A 15220-nucleotide genomic window follows, 5' to 3' on the forward strand; every position below is an offset into this window, starting at 1 on the left:
GCGCCTGCTCACCATGTTCCAGGGGAGGCGAACGTGACCCGTTCACGAAGACTTGTCGGGCTGGCTCTCAGCGGAGCCGTGGCTCTGACCTGCGCGGTGCAGACCGTGCCCGCGCAGGCCGCGCCGGCCGCCGACACCCCGGTCGCCACGGTCCAGCTGAACCAGGTCACGCCTCCCGAGGTGCTCTTCGGCTGGGCGGGAGCCTCCGGTTTCCGCTACACGCTGCCCGACACCGGATCACCGACGGCGCACTGGGCGGACTACCCGGGCTACACGCCGCCCGCGCACGCCGGCCCGGACGACCTGGCCACCGGCACCGACGTGATCACCACCGGGGGCGTCGGCACCGTCACCCAGAAGCACCAGTCCACCGGGGTGAGTGTCACGCTCACCGTGCCCCAGGGGCAGACCTACAAGACCGCCGTCGGCTGGAGCGTGCTCACCCAGGACGCGGACGGCGCCCTGCACGTCCTGCGCACGGCCGGCGACGGCACGACCACCGACCTCCCGGTCACCGGCCTGCCGTCCGGAGCGACGCCGGACGGCCTGTTCCGCACGGGCGGCTCGGTGCGCAGACTCGCCGTCGGCTACACCCTCGACGGCGTCGACTCGCTCGGGCTGCTCGATCTCGCCGACGGCACCTTCCGCTCGTACGTCACCGGCGTCACCACCACGGGACCGGTCAGGTTCAACGACCGCTGGCTCGTCGCCGGGAACAAGGTGGCCCGGGTGGACGCGGCACCGGGCACCGACCCCGTACCCGTCCCCACCTACGGCGACTACAAGATCCAGGGCGTCGTCGGCGACCAGCTGATGCTCGCCAACCCGTCCGTGGTCTTCAGCCCCGACACCTACCGGCTGGTGGGCATCTCCCTCGCCGACGGCACGCGGACCACGGTCATCGACAACTCCAGCGGCAGCTACACCCCCACCCTCGACGGCGGCCTCCTCGCCACGGCGGGCCCGTCCAGCGCCGACTGGCACGTCTACCGGGTCACGCCCACAGAGACCGGCGCCACCGCCGCGCGGGTGCTCGACGTCGAGGCGAACCGGTCGACGATCGGGGGCATGATGCTCTCCGGCGGCGAGCTCCTGATGTACGGCAACGTCACCGACCAGGGCGGCTACGACTCCGTCCACGGCGTCCAGCTCGACGCCGCAGGCCGCCCGGCCGGGCCCCAGACCTACCGCGCCTCGCTGCTGAACCTCTCGCCGTGCCTGGCCGGAGACGTGGCCTGCCCCCAGTTCGAGGCGCTCGGCGACGGCGGTTTCGCCTACCTGTCCACGGGCGCGGACGGCAAGGAGTCCGTGCACGTCACCGGACGCGAGCCGAACTCGTACGCGGCCGAGCCCACCGGCGCCTCCGGCGGACGCATCGGCACCGGCACCGGCCGCTACGTGCTCTACAACGGCGGAACGCCGGGTGTGCAGAAGGTCGCCGACTTCCCGCGCGGAGCGGACGGCCGGACCGCGCTCGACCGCACCCGCACCGCCGCCGCGGTCTGGGGCCAGCGACTGTGGACGCCGGGCACCTCCCAGGGCAGCGTCGTGGGGTACGACCTGAAGTCGGGGAAGAACGTGGCCACCGTCGCCACCGGCGCCCCCTGCACGCCCAGCGAGATCCAGGCCGTGAACGCGTGGCTGTACTGGAGCTGCGGCGCGTCCGGCCCCGCCGGCGTCTACGACCGCGCGACCAACCGCGCCATCACCGTGCCGGCCGGCCAGGCCCGGCTCGCCGACGGTTACCTGCTCCGCGAGAACCGCACCACGCACGAACTGCTGCTCACGGACTTCCACGCGGGGTCGGCCATCACCCGCACGGCGGCCGTGCTGCCGACGACCGACCGGGACACGGGCGGCAACACCGGCCGCTGGACCGTCGACCGCTTCGGCGGCAACGTCGCCTACCTGACCGACCGCGGCCAGGTGGCGATCGTCACCGCGGGCGTGCCCACCTCGCCGCTCGCGCAGATGGAGGCCCAGACCGACGCCGCGCCCGGCCCGACGGTCGCCGAGCCGTGGCTGCCCGTGTGGCAGTTGAGCAAGCCCTCGGCGTGGACCCTCCAGCTGATCAGCACCACCGGCACGGTCGTCCGCACCCTCACCGGCACCTCCACCGCCGCCGCGGTGCGCGCCTCCTGGGACGGCGCGACCACGGCGGGGGGCAGGGCGCCCCGGGGGTCGTACACCTGGAAGCTGACCGCCGAGCCCCGTGACCACGAGGGGCCCGACCTCCTCCTGACCGGCACGGCCACCGTCAACTGACGGACGGCCCGGCCCGCCCGGGGTTACCGTCGGACCATGACTGTGAGGGCTGTGGTGTGGGACGTCGACGACACGATCTTCGACTACACGACCGCGGACCGGGCCGGGATGCGCGCGCACCTCGCGGCCGAGGGCCTGCTCGACGGGTACGCGTCCGTCGAGGAGGCCCTCGCGCGCTGGCGCGAGGTCACCGACGCGCAGTGGGCGCGGTTCTCGGCGGGCGAGACGGACTGGCAGGGCCAGCGCCGGGAACGGGTCCGGGTGTTTCTGGGGGAGCCGCTGGGCGACACCGACGCCGACGCCTGGTTCGACCGCTACATCACGCACTACGAGTCCGGCTGGACCCTCTTCCCGGACGTCCTGCCCGTCCTGGACGACCTCGTCGCCAGCCACCGGCACGCGGTCCTGTCCAACTCCAGCCTTCTCGTACAGGACCGCAAGCTGCGCGTCCTCGGTGTGCACGACCGCTTCGAGGCGATCCTGTGCGCCGCCGAACTCGGCGTCGCCAAGCCCGCAGCGGCCGCCTTCCACGCGGCCTGCGAGGCCTTGGGCCTGCCGCCGCACCGGGTCGCTTACGTCGGCGACCACCCGGAGATCGACGGACGGGGCGCCGCCGAGGCGGGACTGCTCTCCGTCTGGATCGACCGTGAGGGCACTCACACCGCCGTCGGCGGCCCGCCGACGGGTCCGCACCGGATCGTCTCGCTGGCCGAACTCCCCGCGGTCCTCCGCGCCGATACCCGTTTTGGAGCGCCGTCCACCTTCAGGTAATGTTCTTCCTGCGCCGCCGAGAACGGGCCGTAAGGCCGGAGCTCGGAGGCGCAAGCTAAAACAAGATCCCTGCAGGGGATCGAGTTTCAGTGGCCTATGGTGTAATTGGCAGCACGACGGTTTCTGGTTCCGTTAGTCTAGGTTCGAGTCCTGGTAGGCCAGCTCGCAGAGCTCATCTGCAAACGCGGAGATCGATTCCGCAACGCCCCCGTTGTGTAGCGGCCTAGCACGCTGCCCTCTCACGGCAGTAGCGCCGGTTCGAATCCGGTCGGGGGTACAGATCCTTCCCAGGAAGGCAGTCCGGGTCGCACCCGCTGCCTCTCATGCAGGATCGCTAGGGCCCCCGTTGTGTAGCGGCCTAGCACGCTGCCCTCTCACGGCAGTAGCGCCGGTTCGAATCCGGTCGGGGGTACTGGTCTAAACCATCTGATGGTTTAAACCGCTTTGGGCTATGGTGTAATTGGCAACACTACGGTTTCTGGTACCGTCATTCTAGGTTCGAGTCCTGGTAGCCCAGCTCGGATCTGCGGAAACGCAAGATCCTAGGCCCCCGTTGTGTAGCGGCCTAGCACGCTGCCCTCTCACGGCAGTAGCGCCGGTTCGAATCCGGTCGGGGGTACAGAGTCCTACGGGCCTCCACTTCGGTGGGGGCCCGTAGGCGTTTCCCGGGCGGCCCCGGACCCCGTCGTACGGTCCGACGCGCCCCGCCCGCGGGGCCGGTCACTCGATGCCGTACCGCCGCGCCGACTCCTGCTCCTGCGCCAGCCGGTGCAACGCCCGCAGCACCGGCTCGAAGAGCACGGCCGAGGCGACCGCGGTCTCCACCCGCTCCGCGTCGGACGTGTGCGTCTCCAGGTAGTCCAGGTCCCGCGCGGCCACCTGGTGCATCAACTCCGCGTACGGCGCCAGGAGTTCGGCATCCCAGGAATAGCCGAGCCGGATCAGCGTGGCCACCGCCGCCACCAGCGAACGGTGCACGGGGGAGAGCGGGGCGAGCTCCCGCGCGGTCTCCCAGCCCAGGTCCGCCAGCAACTGGTCCACCTCGCGGCGCGCGGACCGGACGGCCGGGTCCTGATCGTCCGGTTCCGGCTCCTGCGGCAGCGCCCACAGGGCCGCCCCCAGCCGGATCGTCCGGCCCAGGGACTCGTCGTCGACGTGCGCGAGGACCTCCCTGGCCGTGGCCACCGGCACCCGGCCCACCTGGATCAGTGCCCGCACCAGCCGCAGCCGGCGCAGATGGCTCTCGTCGTAGTCCGCCGTCGTCGCGTTGACCTGCCGTCCCGACGTCAACAGCCCTTCCCGCAGGTAGTACTTGATCGTCGCGGTGGACACTCCGCTCCGCTCGCTCAACTCCGCAAGCCGCATCCCTTGCGCCCTTCCTTGGGTGACGCCACTATCCAAGCATGGCGCCATCGGATAGCGCCGCTCACCAACGGAGGGGACGAGATGTCCGGCACCCGTGTGACCGCAGGCCGTACCACCGCAGCCGCCGAGGGGGACGTGGTCGTCCTGCTGATCGGTATGCGCGTCAACCACTTCTGGGCGGTGCACCAGTGGGTACCGGTGTTCTTCGCCATGCTGCGCATGGTGCGGGACCTGGAGAAGGAGCCGGGCCGGGGCCTGCTCGGCCGCATCCTGCTGACGGCGTCGCCACGCACGTACTACGTCGTCCAGTACTGGGAGTCCAAGGAGAAGCTCTACGCGTACGCGTCGGCGCCCGACATGTTCCACCACAAGGCGTGGGGGATCGTCAACCGCAAGGAGCGGGCGGGCAAGCTCCGGCAGCACGTGGGGATCTGGCACGAGACGTACGTCGTGCCGGAGGGGTCGTACGAGTCGATCTACGCGGACATGCCGCCCTTCGGACTGGCCGCGGCGTACGGGGCGCTGCCGGTGGAGAAGCGGGGGCGGCGGGGGGCGGACCGGTTCGCGTACCGGGCCGCTCGCGCGGGGGTGGAGGCGGAGGCCGGGGGTGGCGCGGGTTGATCGGCCTGCGCGGGTCGTTCGTGGTTGAGCGCGTGGTTCCCCGCGCCCCCGTGGGGTGGTGGTTGATCGGCCTGCGCGGGTCGTTCGTGCTTGAGCGCGCGGTTCCCCGCGCCCCTGTGGGGGCGATGGCCGGTAGGCGGGTGGGGGTTGTTCGTGGCTGTTCGCGCGGTTTCCCGCGCGCCTCGCGAGGCCGGGAGTGTCCGGGGGCGGGCCTGCCGCGGCGTTGAGGCCGGCCCGTTCCCGTGACGTGTCCGGAGTGCGGTCAGCCGGTGCGGCGCAGGGCCTCGGAGAGACGGCCGGCGGCGTCGATGACCGCCTGGGCGTGCATCCGGCCCGGGTGCCTGGTCAGACGCTCGATCGGTCCGGAGACCGAGACGGCGGCCACCACCCGGTTCGACGGCCCGCGCACCGGCGCGGAGACGGAGGCGACGCCCGGCTCGCGCTCGCCGATCGACTGGGCCCAGCCCCGGCGCCGTACGCCCGACAGCGCCGTCGCCGTGAAGCGGGCGCCCTGCAGACCGCGGTGCAGCCGCTCCGGCTCCTCCCAGGCCATCAGGATCTGGGCCGAGGACCCGGCCTTCATGGTGAGCGTGGAGCCGACCGGCACCGTGTCCCGAAGGCCGGACAGACGCTCGGCCGCCGCGACACAGATACGCATGTCGCCCTGCCGGCGGTAGAGCTGGGCGCTCTCGCCCGTGATGTCGCGCAGGTGCGTGAGCACCGGCCCCGCCGTGGCGAGCAGCCGGTCCTCACCCGCCGCCGCGGCCAGCTCGGAGAGGCGGGGTCCGAGAATGAATCGCCCCTGCATGTCGCGCGCCACCATGCGGTGGTGTTCCAGCGCCACGGCGAGACGATGTGCCGTGGGTCGTGCCAGTCCGGTCGCCGCGACCAGGCCCGCGAGGGTGGCCGGACCGGACTCCAGAGCGCTCAGGACAAGGGCTGCCTTGTCCAGAACGCCGACGCCGCTACTGTTGTCCATGAAACGATACTCGCGTCTCACTCTGTGAAACGCAAGTTCAATTTCCGGTGGAACGCGCCACCCTTGTAGACACAGCGGCCCGCGGACCAACGGGCCTGGCGGACGACGTCCGGACGAGGGGTACGGACGTCTGCCGCCCCGGAAATCTCTAGTTGGGCCGGCGCCACACAGGCCGGTCGGAGGGAAAGCGATGGGTAGGACACTCGCGGAGAAGGTCTGGGACGACCACGTCGTCCGGCGCGCCGAGGGCGAGCCCGACCTCCTCTTCATCGATCTGCACCTGCTGCACGAGGTGACCAGCCCCCAGGCCTTCGACGGCCTGCGTCAGGCGGGGCGCCCGGTGCGCCGTCTCGACCTCACCATCGCCACCGAGGATCACAACACCCCGACCCTCGACATCGACAAGCCCATCGCGGACCCGGTCTCCCGGGTCCAGCTGGAGACGCTGCGCAAGAACGCGGCCGACTTCGGTGTGCGCCTGCACTCCCTCGGTGACGTCGAGCAGGGAGTCGTCCACGTCGTGGGACCGCAGCTGGGCCTGACCCAGCCGGGCACCACCGTGGTCTGCGGCGACTCGCACACCTCCACGCACGGCGCCTTCGGCGCGCTGGCGTTCGGCATCGGCACCTCGCAGGTCGAGCACGTGCTGGCCACCCAGACGCTGCCGCTGGCCCGCCCCAGGACCATGGCCATCACGGTCGACGGCGAGCTGCCCGAGGGCGTCACCGCGAAGGACCTGATCCTGGCGATCATCGCCCGGATCGGCACCGGCGGCGGCCAGGGCTACATCCTGGAATACCGCGGCTCCGCCATCGAGAAGCTCTCGATGGAGGCCCGCATGACCATCTGCAACATGTCGATCGAGGCCGGTGCCCGCGCGGGCATGATCGCCCCCGACGAGACGACCTTCGCCTACCTCCAGGGACGCGCCCACGCGCCCGAGGGCGAGGACTGGGACGCGGCGGTCGCGTACTGGAAGACGCTGAAGACGGACGAGGACGCGGTCTTCGACGCCGAGGTCGTCATCGACGGTCCCTCGCTGGCCCCGTTCGTCACCTGGGGCACCAACCCCGGCCAGGGCGCGCCGCTTTCGGCGTCCGTCCCCGACCCGGCTTCGTACGAAGACGCTTCGGAGCGCCTGGCCGCCGAAAAGGCCCTGGAATACATGGGGTTGACCGCCGGACAGCCGCTGCGCGACATCGAGGTCGACACCGTCTTCGTAGGTTCGTGCACCAACGGTCGCATCGAGGACCTGCGGGCCGCCGCCGCGATCGTCGGGGGCCGCAAAGTCGCCGAGGGCGTACGGATGCTGGTGGTCCCCGGCTCCGCCCGGGTCGGCCTGCAGGCCGTCTCCGAGGGCCTGGACGTGGTCTTCAAGGAGGCCGGCGCCGAATGGCGGCACGCGGGCTGCTCGATGTGTCTGGGCATGAACCCCGACCAGCTGGCACCCGGTGAGCGCTCCGCGTCCACCTCCAACCGCAACTTCGAGGGCAGGCAGGGCAAGGGCGGCCGTACGCACCTGGTCTCCCCGCAGGTCGCCGCCGCCACCGCCGTGCTGGGCCATCTGGCCTCGCCGGCCGACCTGTCCGACGCGCCCGCCGACCGTACGCCCGCTGGAGTCCGATAAGCCATGGAAGCATTCACCACGCACACCGGCCGGGCCGTACCGCTGCGCCGCGGCAACGTCGACACCGACCAGATCATCCCCGCTCACTGGCTCAAGAAGGTGACCAGGGACGGTTTCGAGGACGGGCTCTTCGAGGCCTGGCGCAAGGACTCTTCCTTCATCCTCAACCAGCCCGAGCGCAAGGGCGCCACGGTCCTGGTCGCCGGCCCGGACTTCGGGACGGGCTCCTCGCGCGAGCACGCCGTCTGGGCGCTGCAGAACTACGGCTTCAAGGCCGTCGTCTCGTCCCGCTTCGCGGACATCTTCCGGGGCAACTCGCTCAAGAACGGCCTGCTCACAGTGGTTCTGGAGCAGAAGACCGTGGAGGCGCTGCAGGAACTCACCGAGAACGACCCGCAGGCCGAGATCACGGTCGACCTGGAGGCCCGTGAGGTGCGCGCCGAGGGCATCACCGCCGCCTTCGAGCTCGACGAGAACGCCCGCTGGCGGCTGCTGAACGGCCTGGACGACATCTCCATCACCCTCCAGAACGAGGGCGACATCGCGGAGTACGAGGCCAAGCGGCCGTCGTACAAGCCGAAGACGCTCCAGGTCTGACGCCCGGCGCGCGGCGCGACCCGCCGCGCGGCCGTCGCACAGCTGATTTCAGCCACCGCAACACCCCTCTGTACCCCCAATCGTGGACGGTTGGGGGTACAGCTGTGTCTGCCCCCGGAGGGCCTCCGTGCGTCGCTTCGAAGGGCTCCAACTACCGCAGTCGCAAAGGGAATTGCCTGGACAGGCGCTTGTTGCGGCGATGGCGCCCGGAGGCGTCCAGGACCCCCTGGGGGCGCGGCAGTTACCCCCTGGGCAGGCGACAACTCGCCCCAGATGGCACAATCTGTGCATGGAACACGACGGCCAACTCGAGCTCTATACGGCAGTCGCGGTCCAACTCAAGGAAGCGCACACAAGAGTGCGTGCACTGCAAGTCCCGGAGGGCGTACGGATGGCGCTGACCCGGAAGCTGCTGGTCATTACGGCCGTGGCCAAGCACGATCTCGCCGACGCGGCAAGGCGGCTGGAGCGGTTCACCACCGACCTCGACGAGGGCCGATTCCTCGAAGGGGAACGCTGAGGTACCGCGCTGCAGCCCGAGTTCGTTGCGGCACAAGGGTGATTAGCCCGTTTCGTGTTTGATTTGCGGTATATATCTGCCTAACGTGCGAAAAAGCTTGAACGCATTCGTTCGGGCAATGTCTCCGAAGGGGAAGACGTGAACAAGGCGCAGCTCGTAGAAGCGATTGCCGACAAGGTCGGCGGGCGTCAGCAGGCCGCCGACGCGGTCGACGCCGTACTGGACGCCATCGTCCGTGCAGTTGTCGGCGGGGACCGGGTCTCGGTCACCGGCTTCGGTTCCTTCGAGAAGGTCGACCGTCCGGCTCGTTACGCCCGCAACCCGCAGACGGGTGAGCGTGTTCGGGTCAAGAAGACCTCTGTGCCGCGCTTCCGCGCCGGTCAGGGCTTCAAGGACCTGGTGAGCGGCTCGAAGAAGCTCCCGAAGAACGACGTGGCGGTCAAGAAGGCCCCGAAGGGCAGCCTCTCCGGCGGCGCCTCGGCCACCGTCAAGAAGGCCGCGGCCAAGAAGGCCACCACCGCCAAGAAGGCGACGGCCAGGAAGACCACCGCCGCCGTGAAGAAGACGGCCGCGAAGAAGACCACCACCGCCGCCGCGAAGAAGACGACGACGGCCAAGAAGGCGACCGCCAAGAAGACCACGGCGACGGCCAAGAAGGTCGCGGCGAAGAAGACGACGGCGAAGAAGGCCACCGCCAAGAAGGCCCCGGCGAAGAAGGCGACCGCCAAGAAGGCCCCCGCCAAGAAGTCGACGGCTCGCAAGACCACCGCCAAGAAGACCACCGCCCGCTGAGAAGCAGGGGCGCAGGGCACCTCACGCGCCGGGCCGGGCTCCCACGGGGAGCCCGGCCCGCGGCGTGTCCGGGGACGGTCCGAAGGCCCCGGTCAGAACGTCTGGAGCGTCACGAGGGTGATCCGCCGTGCCGCGCCGTCGCCCTCGGTCTCGATACGCACGCGCTGCCCCGGGCGCAGCAGCCGCAGGCCGCCGGCGTCGAACGCCGCGCCGTCGAAGGGCACGGGGGTGCCGTCGTCGAGCAGCACCTGCCCGCTACGGGTGTCGGGGTCGTACGTGTACGCGGTCGCCTGCATGCCGGGAGTTTATCCAGCGCCGGTCCCGCCGGGGGTGCGTACCGGGGGACTGGGCGGAAGCGCGGCCACCTCGTCGGCCCTGGCATCCCGGGCCCGGTTCCCGCCCCGGTGCGCGGGCCTCCTGGACTTGCCCTCGGGCGCCGTGCTTGGCCGGTGCCGACCGACGTAGAGGGCGTCCGTCGTGCGTCGGTGTCCCGGTGTCCCGGTGTGCGGGTGGACCGGTTTACGGATGCAGGGGCATCCGACGTCCGACGATGACTCCGGGAGCGGCCTGACACCAGCTCCGGGGTCCGGGCTCCGGAGCGGCCCGGCACGAGGCGCGAGGCCGGAGGGGCGGCCTGACACCGGCGCCGCCCGTCGCGGGTGCGAGGCGCGACAGCGACGAGGCCTGCGGGCCGGGCGGCGCGGTGGGGACGAGGGGCCTCGCGGGCCCGCCGTGCCCCCGGTACGGGGCCCTGCGGGCCTGACGGCGGCCCCGTGCCCCTGATGCCGGGCCGCGCAGGCCTTGCGCCGGCCCGGTGCCCGCACCCGATGCCGGGCCTTCGCGGACGGGACAACCACGAACCGTCCACGCCTCGGACCTGCGAGGGCACCCGCACATCGAGCGCATGACGTCGGCCCCTCCGCCCGTCCGGCGACCTGTCGGTCCCTGTGCCGGGCCCGGCACAGGGCCTGCGGCGTCCCCCGACCTGTCCGCGGAGGGCACAGCACCCGGCCACGCCCGGCGCTGTGCCCACGGCCGCTCGGTGCCGTGCGGCGCCCCGTCACGTCCTCCGCCACGGTGGCCCCCACCGTGGCCCCCCATCGCGGCCCGGCGTCAGGTGCCGGGCTGGCCCGGGATGAGGAGTTTGGCCGCCACCGTGGCCGTGCGCGGGCCCACGCCCAGGGCGAGCGCCGCGCGCAGGTCGTCGCCTGTGTCCACGTCCTGACGTACCGAATCCACCGCCGTGAGGAGGAGTTCCACGGCGCCCGAGGCGCGATGCCGGGCACGGGAATCGGTGCCGAAAGCGGGGCGCAATTCTCGGCCCGGTGAGGCGGCCAGCAGGGTGGTCCCGATTGCCGCCGCGTCGGCGAGAAAAGCGCGCGGGAATTCAGCCGCGGCGTCGAGTACCCGGGCCAATTCCAGAGGGCGCAGCGCGGGCAGATCGGCGTTCAGGGCCGCCACCGCGCATTCGGGGCCGCGGGAACGTACGACGGCCGCCGCGTGCGCCAGCGCGGCGTTCAGGCCGCCACCCGGCTCGTCCGGGACGATCCGCGCCCCCAGCGCCGCCAGCTCCCGCCCGGCCAGCGCGTCGTCCGTGACTACCGCCACATCACCTACCGCCCCGCAGGCCAGCGCGGCCGCCACGGTGTCCTGCGCGAACGCGAGGGCGAGCCCCGGACGCACTCCGTCGTCGGCGGTGTCCGACAGCCTGCTCTTGGCGCGCGCCAGGGGTTTGAGGGGTACGACCAACGTCCACTGCACCGGCGCTCCGTTCCTGCCTTGTCGCGCCCATTGTGACCCGGTGGCCCTGGCGGTCCGGACGTCGGGGCGTACGGTGTTCTCGACAGACTGGCGGCCTGGGGCGACACTTGTCCGGCCCCCCAGGCTCTAAGAGGAAGGTGCCCGCGTGCCCCGCCGCAGAATCGGCTTCTGGTACCGCTTCGCAGCGGTTCTCTGCAAACCGCCGCTCGTGGTTCTGATCAAGCGGGACTGGCGCGGAATGGAGAACATTCCGGCCGAGGGCGGATTTATCACCGCGGTGAACCACAATTCGCATGTGGACCCGTTCGCGTATGCCCACTATCAGTACAACACCGGGCGTGTTCCGCGTTTCCTGGCCAAGGCCGGGCTTTTCAGGAAGGGATTCGTGGGGGCCGCGATGCGCGGCACCGGACAGATCCCCGTCTACCGCGAGAGCACCGACGCGCTGAGCGCCTTCCGGGCCGCGATCGACGCCGTGGAGCGCGGCGAATGTGTCGCCTTCTACCCCGAGGGCACCCTCACACGTGACCCCGACGGCTGGCCGATGACCGGCAAGACCGGCGCCGCGCGGGTCGCCCTGCAGACCAAGTGCCCGGTGATCCCGGTCGCCCAGTGGGGCGCCAACGAACTGCTGCCGCCGTACGCCAAGAAGCCCAACCTCCTTCCGCGCAAGACCCACCAGGTACTCGCGGGTCCCCCCGTGGACCTCTCGCGCTTCTACGACCGGGAGATGAGCCCGGACCTCCTCAAGGAGGCCACCGAGGTCATCATGGCCGCCGTGACCGCGCTGCTGGAGGAGATCCGCGGCGAGAAGGCGCCCGAGACGCCCTACGACCCGCGTCAGGTGCGGATCGAGCAGCGCCGCCGCACCGCGGCCCAGGAGAAGGCCCAGGCGCAGGCCCAGGCCCAGGCCCGGATCCACGCCCAGGGAACGGCGCAGGTGCAGGCACAGCGGGAAGAGGGGCAGGGCACGTGAGCAAGCCCGTCAAGGCGGCCGTCTTCGGGTCCGGGTCGTGGGGTACGGCCTTCGGCATGGTGCTCGCCGACGCGGGGTGCGAGGTCACCCTGTGGGGGCGGCGCGCGGAACTCGCCGAAGCGGTCAACTCCACGCACACGAACCCGGACTACCTGCCGGGCGTCGAACTCCCCGGGAACCTGCGGGCCACCACCGACGCCGCCGAGGCCGCGCGCGACGCCGACTTCACCGTGCTCGCGGTGCCCTCGCAGACCCTGCGCGCCAACCTCGCCGGCTGGGTGGCGCTGCTGGAGCCGGACACCGTGCTCGTCTCCCTCATGAAGGGCGTCGAACTCGGCTCCGCCATGCGGATGAGCGAAGTGATCGAGGACGTCGCCAAGGTCGGCGCCGACCGCGTCGCCGTGGTCACCGGGCCCAACCTCGCGCGGGAGATCGCCGCCCGGATGCCGGCCGCCGCCGTCGTCGCCTGCACCTCCGAAGCGGTCGCCCAGCGCCTCCAGGCCGCCTGCCACACCCCGTACTTCCGCCCGTACACCAACACCGACGTGGTGGGCTGCGAACTCGGCGGCGCGGTCAAGAACGTCATCGGTCTCGCCGTCGGCATCGCGGACGGGATGGGCCTCGGGGACAACGCCAAGGGCTCGCTCATCACGCGCGGGCTGGCCGAGACCACCCGGCTCGGGCTCGTCATGGGCGCCGACCCGCTGACCTTCTCCGGACTGGCGGGCCTCGGTGACCTGGTGGCCACCTGCTCGTCGCCCCTCTCGCGCAACCACACCTTCGGCACCAACCTCGGCAGGGGCATGACCCTGCAGGAGACCATCGCGGTCACCAAGCAGACCGCCGAGGGCGTCAAGTCCTGTGAGTCCGTGCTGGATCTGGCCCGCCGGCACGGTGTCGACATGCCCATCACCGAGACGGTCGTCGGCATCGTCCACGAGGGCAAGCCGCCGGTCGTCGCGCTCAAGGAACTGATGTCGCGCAGCGCGAAGCCCGAACGCCGCTGAGCCGTCGGAGTGCCGCCCCGGCACCGGCCGGAGAGCGCTTCACGGCGGCTCCCGCGACACCGGGGATCAACGCTGTGCGACCACTCGCGCGACGCTGAGCAACGGCCGCAGCGGGGCGCTGACTCAGCGCCGTACCACCGGGTACTCTCAACGCGATATGAGCACCGAGAACCTCCCCCAGAGCCCTGAGCAGGCGCCTCGCAAGCCGCGCGTGGCCGTCGTCTTCGGCGGGCGCAGCTCCGAACACGGGATCTCCGTGGTCACGGCCGGCGCCGTCCTGCGCGCCATCGACCGTACGAAGTACGACGTCCTGCCGATCGGCATCACCCTGGACGGCCGTTGGGCGCTCACCGCCGACGAGCCGGAGCGGATGGCCATCGTCGACCGGCAGCAGCCCAGCGTGGACCTCCTCGCGGAGTCGGACGAGGGCGCCGTGATCCTGCCCGTCGACCCGTCCAACCGCGAAGTCGTCTACAGCGAGCCCGGATCCGTCCCCAAGGCCCTGGGCGAGGTCGACGTCGTCTTCCCCGTGCTGCACGGCCCGTACGGCGAGGACGGCACGCTCCAGGGCCTCCTGGAGCTCTCCGGGGTCCCGTACGTCGGCTCGGGCGTGCTCGCCTCGGCCGTCGGCCAGGACAAGGAGTACATGAAGCGGGTCTTCACCTCCTTCGGGCTGAAGGTGGGCCCGTACACGGTGATCCGTCCCCGGGAGTGGGAGCTCGACCCGGCCGGCGCCCGCAAGCGGATCGCGGAGTTCGCGGGGGAGCACGGCTGGCCGCTGTTCATCAAGCCCGCCCGCGCCGGCTCCTCGTTCGGCATCACCAAGGTCGACTCCTTCGAAGGTCTCGAGGAGGCCTTCGAGGAGGCCCGGCGCCACGACCCGAAGATCATCGTGGAGGCGCTGCTGCGCGGCCGTGAGATCGAGTGCGGGGTCCTCGAGTTCGAGGACGGCCCGCGCGCCAGCGTGCCGGCCGAGATCCCGCCGGTGCAGTCCCACGACTTCTACGACTTCGAGGCGAAGTACATCGACTCGGCCCCGGGCATCGTGCCCGCGCCGCTCACCGAGGAGCAGACCGCCGAGGTGCGGCGCCTGGCGGTCGAGGCCTTCGACGCGGCGTCGTGCGAGGGTCTCGTCCGCGCGGACTTCTTCCTCACCGAGGACGGTGAGTTCGTGATCAACGAGATCAACACGATGCCGGGCTTCACGCCGATCTCCATGTACCCGCGGATGTGGGAGGAGACCGGGGTCGGCTACCCGGAGCTGGTCGACCTCCTGGTGCAGGCGGCGCTGCGGCGCTCCACGGGCCTGCGCTAGTCACTGGACCCGGGCCTCTCCGGTCCGGTCACTCCGGCGGGTCCGGTCGCTCCGGTTCGATCCGGCCACCGCGGCCCGGCCCGGCTCGTTCCGTCAGGTTCCGTCCGTTCGTCTCAGTCGGCGATCCCCGCGGGGATCGCCTTCTTGATGGACGCCGCCAGATCGACGAGCGCGGCCGAACCGTCCCGCTCGGCCCACTTCTTCGGCACGCTGACCTCGACGTACGCCCGGCGCAGGCTGCTGGTGAAGCGGTACGCCCCGTCGCTTTGCTTCTCCATCAGCCAGCCGACGCCGTTCACCTCGCCGCTGAGCGCGTCCTCGTCGCTCATCTTCGAGGGTCGTTCGACACCGCAGCGCAGTATGATCGCCGGGCTTCCCCAGCCCGCGGTCAGCGCGGACCGGGGCTCGGGATCGTTCCGGTCGAGGTCGTCCACCTTCTTCGGCAGCACCTTGTCCAGGTTCTGGCACAGCGCGGAGACCTTCGCGTCCGGACCGGGAACCACGGCCGAGGCGCCGTCGTCTGCTGAGGAGCAGCCCGTGGCGGAGATCAGCAGGGCGAGAACGGGCAGCCCGAGAAGAGTGGTGTGCCGGTGACGGGAAGAGTTCACCGGCCAAGGGTAGACG

General features: G+C 71.3%; 15 protein-coding genes and 5 tRNA genes. 15 read left to right on the forward strand and 5 right to left on the reverse strand.

Translation table 11 applies throughout. The features are described from left to right. Positions 1-33 precede the first annotated feature (33 nt). From HEP85_RS28055 to HEP85_RS28085, 7 genes are all read left to right on the forward strand, one after another. On the forward strand, positions 34-2265 hold the full coding sequence (locus HEP85_RS28055; protein WP_369657868.1) for a FlgD immunoglobulin-like domain containing protein: 2232 nt from the start codon (positions 34-36) through the stop codon (positions 2263-2265). A gap of 36 nt (positions 2266-2301) precedes the next feature. Next, the gene (locus HEP85_RS28060) at positions 2302-3036 is read left to right on the forward strand and encodes an HAD family hydrolase (protein WP_168530394.1); all 735 of its coding nucleotides are present in this window, start codon (positions 2302-2304) and stop codon (positions 3034-3036) included. 90 nt (positions 3037-3126) lie between these two features. Then, positions 3127-3198: transfer RNA gene (locus HEP85_RS28065), tRNA-Gln, on the forward strand. Between the two features lie 42 nt (positions 3199-3240). Next, positions 3241-3313: transfer RNA gene (locus tag HEP85_RS28070), tRNA-Glu, on the forward strand. Positions 3314-3375: 62 nt separating this feature from the next. Beyond that, positions 3376-3448, forward strand: a tRNA-Glu gene (locus HEP85_RS28075). 33 nt (positions 3449-3481) lie between these two features. Then, positions 3482-3553: transfer RNA gene (locus HEP85_RS28080), tRNA-Gln, on the forward strand. Between the two features lie 29 nt (positions 3554-3582). Beyond that, positions 3583-3655: transfer RNA gene (locus HEP85_RS28085), tRNA-Glu, on the forward strand. Between the two features lie 101 nt (positions 3656-3756). Here the strand turns inward: HEP85_RS28085 and HEP85_RS28090 are convergent. Next, positions 3757-4401: a MerR family transcriptional regulator gene (locus HEP85_RS28090; RefSeq protein WP_168530395.1), complete on the reverse strand. Its 645-nt coding sequence runs from the start codon at positions 4399-4401 to the stop codon at positions 3757-3759. Positions 4402-4482: 81 nt separating this feature from the next. Here HEP85_RS28090 and HEP85_RS28095 point away from each other — a divergent pair, with 81 nt between their 5' ends. Further along, on the forward strand, positions 4483-5022 hold the full coding sequence (locus HEP85_RS28095) for a DUF4188 domain-containing protein (RefSeq protein WP_168530396.1): 540 nt from the start codon (positions 4483-4485) through the stop codon (positions 5020-5022). A gap of 262 nt (positions 5023-5284) precedes the next feature. Here the strand turns inward: HEP85_RS28095 and ndgR are convergent, their stop codons facing one another. Then, entirely contained in the window at positions 5285-6001 is a 717-nt protein-coding gene (gene ndgR, locus HEP85_RS28100; RefSeq protein ID WP_037625007.1) for an IclR family transcriptional regulator NdgR, read from the reverse strand. Between the two features lie 190 nt (positions 6002-6191). On the opposite strand from ndgR, the gene leuC reads away from it, so the two are divergent. The 4 genes from leuC (at position 6192) to HEP85_RS28120 (ending at position 9537) form a co-directional block, all read left to right on the forward strand. After that, a complete protein-coding gene (gene leuC / locus HEP85_RS28105; protein WP_168530397.1) occupies positions 6192-7628 on the forward strand; it encodes a 3-isopropylmalate dehydratase large subunit in 1437 nt (478 codons plus the stop codon). A 3-nt stretch (positions 7629-7631) separates the two neighbouring features. Next, complete coding sequence (gene leuD / locus HEP85_RS28110; RefSeq protein WP_168530398.1) at positions 7632-8225, forward strand: 3-isopropylmalate dehydratase small subunit; 594 nt, start codon at positions 7632-7634, stop codon at positions 8223-8225. Positions 8226-8514: 289 nt separating this feature from the next. After that, complete coding sequence (locus tag HEP85_RS28115; RefSeq protein ID WP_168530399.1) at positions 8515-8745, forward strand: hypothetical protein; 231 nt, start codon at positions 8515-8517, stop codon at positions 8743-8745. 138 nt (positions 8746-8883) lie between these two features. Next, the gene (locus HEP85_RS28120) at positions 8884-9537 is read left to right on the forward strand and encodes an HU family DNA-binding protein (RefSeq protein WP_168530400.1); all 654 of its coding nucleotides are present in this window, start codon (positions 8884-8886) and stop codon (positions 9535-9537) included. Positions 9538-9629: 92 nt separating this feature from the next. Here the strand turns inward: HEP85_RS28120 and HEP85_RS28125 are convergent, their stop codons facing one another. Then, entirely contained in the window at positions 9630-9833 is a 204-nt protein-coding gene (locus tag HEP85_RS28125) for a hypothetical protein (RefSeq protein ID WP_099943501.1), read from the reverse strand. An 817-nt stretch (positions 9834-10650) separates the two neighbouring features. Next, positions 10651-11298, reverse strand: a complete 648-nt coding sequence (gene cofC, locus HEP85_RS28130; RefSeq protein WP_329527486.1) for a 2-phospho-L-lactate guanylyltransferase — start codon at positions 11296-11298, stop codon at positions 10651-10653. Positions 11299-11443: 145 nt separating this feature from the next. On the opposite strand from cofC, the gene HEP85_RS28135 reads away from it, so the two are divergent. The 3 genes from HEP85_RS28135 (at position 11444) to HEP85_RS28145 (ending at position 14596) form a co-directional block, all read left to right on the forward strand. Continuing rightward, positions 11444-12274 (forward strand): 1-acyl-sn-glycerol-3-phosphate acyltransferase, encoded by an 831-nt coding sequence (locus tag HEP85_RS28135; protein WP_168530402.1) that lies wholly within the window; start codon positions 11444-11446, stop codon positions 12272-12274. Continuing rightward, complete coding sequence (locus tag HEP85_RS28140) at positions 12271-13281, forward strand: NAD(P)H-dependent glycerol-3-phosphate dehydrogenase (RefSeq protein ID WP_168530403.1); 1011 nt, start codon at positions 12271-12273, stop codon at positions 13279-13281. Before HEP85_RS28135 ends, HEP85_RS28140 begins: the two co-directional genes overlap by 4 nt. 157 nt (positions 13282-13438) lie before the next feature. Continuing rightward, positions 13439-14596: a D-alanine--D-alanine ligase family protein gene (locus HEP85_RS28145; protein WP_168530404.1), complete on the forward strand. Its 1158-nt coding sequence runs from the start codon at positions 13439-13441 to the stop codon at positions 14594-14596. A gap of 113 nt (positions 14597-14709) precedes the next feature. Here HEP85_RS28145 and HEP85_RS28150 read toward each other — a convergent pair whose 3' ends face one another. Beyond that, positions 14710-15204, reverse strand: coding sequence for a DUF3515 domain-containing protein (locus HEP85_RS28150; protein WP_168530405.1), 495 nt, complete (start codon positions 15202-15204; stop codon positions 14710-14712). Positions 15205-15220 lie beyond the last annotated feature (16 nt).

It is taken from the genome of Streptomyces sp. RPA4-2, assembly GCF_012273515.2.
GTDB lineage: Bacteria > Actinomycetota > Actinomycetes > Streptomycetales > Streptomycetaceae > Streptomyces > Streptomyces kaempferi.